At 74.5% G+C, this 3,056-nt stretch carries 3 protein-coding genes; 2 read left to right on the top strand and 1 reads right to left on the bottom strand.

Translation table 11 applies throughout. The features are described 5' to 3' along the window. Window positions 1-1,039: DUF748 domain-containing protein (locus PHC73_RS13130; protein ID WP_300129146.1), on the bottom strand; the 1,039-nt coding region annotated here is incomplete at its 3' end. 98 nt (window positions 1,040-1,137) lie between these two features. Here PHC73_RS13130 and PHC73_RS13125 point away from each other — a divergent pair. Together PHC73_RS13125 and PHC73_RS13120 are read left to right on the top strand one after the other, a co-directional pair. Beyond that, window positions 1,138-1,956 carry a hypothetical protein gene (locus PHC73_RS13125; RefSeq protein ID WP_300129143.1) on the top strand — a complete coding sequence of 273 codons (819 nt, stop codon included), beginning with the start codon at window positions 1,138-1,140 and terminating at the stop codon, window positions 1,954-1,956. Beyond that, entirely contained in the window at window positions 1,953-2,825 is an 873-nt protein-coding gene (locus tag PHC73_RS13120; protein ID WP_300129140.1) for an MBL fold metallo-hydrolase, read from the top strand. The genes PHC73_RS13125 and PHC73_RS13120 overlap by 4 nt, the downstream gene beginning before the upstream one ends. Window positions 2,826-3,056 lie beyond the last annotated feature (231 nt).

The raw sequence follows: 3,056 nt of genomic DNA, 5'->3' as shown, positions 1-3,056 counted from the left end.
CCGCGGCCGCCGGCGCAGGTGCGGAAGGCGGCGCAGCGCCGGCCGGCGCGGTCAGTGCCTGCAGGTTGAGCCGCCCGTCTGCGGCGCGCGTCAGCGCCAGCCAGTTGTCGCGTCCGCGGATGCCGCCCACCGCCAGGCGCCGGGCGGCGAGATCGACGGCGAGGCCCTCGACGCGAAGCTCGCCCACCTCGGCCAGCGGTGCGGCGGCGGCGTCGGCGAGTACCGCGCCGCGCAGGCTGACGCGGCCGTCGCTGAGGCGCAGCGGGTCATCCGCACCGAGCGCGAGCGCGGCCGCGGCATCCAGCCGGCCGCCCTGCGCGCGCAGCGGCAGCGCGCGCTCGAGGTAAGCCAGCGCCGGGCCGGCGTCGGCGTTTTGCACGGCGAGCGTGACGTCCAGCGCCAGCGGCGCCGGCGCGAGCGTGCCGTCGATGCGCAGCCGGCCGCCGCCGAGCCGGCCGGCGAGTTGCAGCGCGGCCGGCGTGCCCGCCGTGTCGAGGCCGGTCAGCGTGACACGAAGATCGGTCAGGCGCAGCGCCGCCGCCGGGCGGGCGCTGGCGTCGCGCACGGCCAGCGCGCCGCCGGCGAGCTCGACGCGGTCGATGCGCAGGCGCGGCAGTGGGGTGTCATTCTTGCCGCCGGTGCCGGCTGGCAGCTGCGGGCGAAGCGCGCCGTCTTCGAGCAGCTCCAGCCGGCCGCGCACGCCGCGCAGGTCCACCGATTCGAGGTGCAGGCTGCGCGTCCACAGCGAGTCGATGGCCAGATCGGCGCCGACCGACTCGGCCGCCAGCAGCAGCGCGCCGGTGCCGTCGGTGAGGTAAAGACCGTCGACGCGGGCGGCCAGACGCCAGGGGTCCAAATGCAGCGCCGCCACGCGCGCCTGCCCGCCGCTCGCCGTGGCCAGTGTTTCTTCGAGGTAACGCCGCGCCCGTTCCGGCACGGCGAGCAGGCCCGCCGCGACGGCCGCCAGCAGCGCAAACGCCAGCACCCGCCGCCAGGAGCACAGGCGGCGCAGGCGGGCGAGTGTCGGCACGGATCGCATGGTTTCGATCTTATGTCCTTACGGGCGGATGGTGCGACGACGCCGGTCGGGCGGCGGCGCGATAATGACCGTTCAGTCGGCCTACGGAGAAAACCGCCATGACCCTACGCGATGCCGCCACGGTGGTGCTGGTGCGCGACGCCGCCGACGCGCCGGGTTTCGAGGTGTTCATGCTGCTGCGCACCGTCAAGAGTGATTTCAACGCCGGCGCTTATGTGTTCCCGGGCGGCGGGGTGGATCGCAGCGACGGCGACGCAGCCGCGCAGGCCATCTGCAGCGGGCTCGGCGCCGCCGAGGCCAGCGCGCGCCTTGGCATCGCCAGCGGCGGGCTGGCGTTTTATCTGGCCGCCATCCGCGAATGTTTCGAGGAAGCCGGCGTGCTGCTGGCGGCGGATGCGGCGGGCCGTCCGCTCAGCCTGCACGAGCCGGCCGTGCAGCAGCGCTTTGCCGCCTACCGGGCGGCGCTGAACGCCGGCACGACCACGCTGGCCGACATCTGTGCGCGCGAGGGTCTGCGCCTGCCGCTCGAGCAGGTGCACTACTACAGCCACTGGATCACGCCGGACGGCATGCCGCGCCGTTACGACACGCGGTTTTTCCTGTGCCGCGCGCCGGCCGGGCAGCAGCCGCTGCACGACGGGCAGGAGACGGTCGATCACTGCTGGGTGCGCCCGGCGGACGCGCTGGCTCGCCACGCCGCGGGCCGCTTCAACCTGGTGCCGGCCACGCGCAAGCAGCTGGAGTTCCTGGCCCGCTTCGCCGACGCGGACAGCCTGCTCGCGCACGTGGCGGCCATGCGCGACATCCCGGCCATCCAGCCGCAGCTGATCCTGGGCGCCGACGGCAAGCCGCAGCGCGTGCGCCTGCCGCTGCCGGAGGGCGTGGAGGAGGTCGACCTGCGCGGGGTGGCGCTGTGAGCGCGCCGACCGGCAACCCGTTCGACACGCCCGCGGTGCGGGCCGAGTTCCCGTTCGGGCGGGCGGTGGACGTTTGGCCCGGCGTGCGGCGCATCACGGCGCCCAACCCGGGCCTCATGACCGGCCCCGGCACCAACACGTATCTGGTCGGCCACCGACAGGTGCTGGTGATCGACCCGGCCAGCGACGATCCGGCGCATCTGCACGCCATCGAGGCCGCCGGCGCCATCACCGCGGTGCTGGTCACCCACGCCCATCCGGACCACGCGCCGGGCGCGCGGCGGCTCGCCGCCGAGCTTGGCGTGCCGGTGTACGGCAGCGGCATCCCGCTGGCCGGCGTCAACACGCCGGGCTTCGCACCCGACCGCGTGCTGGCCGACGGCGAGGTGCTGATGACCGACGCCGGCCCGCTGCGCGCCCTGCGCACGCCCGGCCACGCCGCCGATCACCTCTGTTTTCTGCTGGAAAACGAGCGCCTGCTGTTCGCCGGCGATCACCTGATGGACGGCACCACGGTGGTGATCGCGCCGCCCGACGGCGACATGGCGGCGTATCTGGCCTCGCTGCGGCGCCTGCAGCAGGAACCCATCGAGCGCATCGCCCCCGGCCACGGCCGGCTCATGCACGACGCGCAGGCCATTGTTCAGCAGGTGATCGAGCACCGCCTGGCGCGCGAGGCGGCCATTCTGAAAGCGCTCGACGGCAGCGCCGGGCGCAGCATCCCGGAGCTGGTGGCGGAGCTGTACGCCGCTGTACCCAAGGCGCTGCACGGTCTGGCCGAGCTGTCGGTGTACGCGCACCTCATCAAGCTGGCCGCGGAAGGGCGCGTGCAGGGCGGCGAGCGGGCCGGCCCGTGGCGGCGAGTCTGACAGGCAAGCCAGCGATGGCTTGCGCAGGCCGTCGCGGACATGTGCCGCGACGAGCCGAACGGCCTGCTAGTGACTTCGGTCAGCGCCGCGCGCCGTCGAGCCAACGTTCGAGGTCGGCCGGGTCGGCGCGTCCGGCCAGCCGCGCCAGCACCTTGCCGTCCGGGCCGATCAGCACCGTGTACGGCAGCACGCCGGCGCCGTTGCCCAGGCGCCGGGCGATGTCCATGGCCT

The organism is Immundisolibacter sp. (genome assembly GCF_028696615.1).
GTDB lineage: Bacteria > Pseudomonadota > Gammaproteobacteria > Immundisolibacterales > Immundisolibacteraceae > Immundisolibacter.
This window is presented reverse-complemented; position numbering and strand designations above follow the sequence as displayed.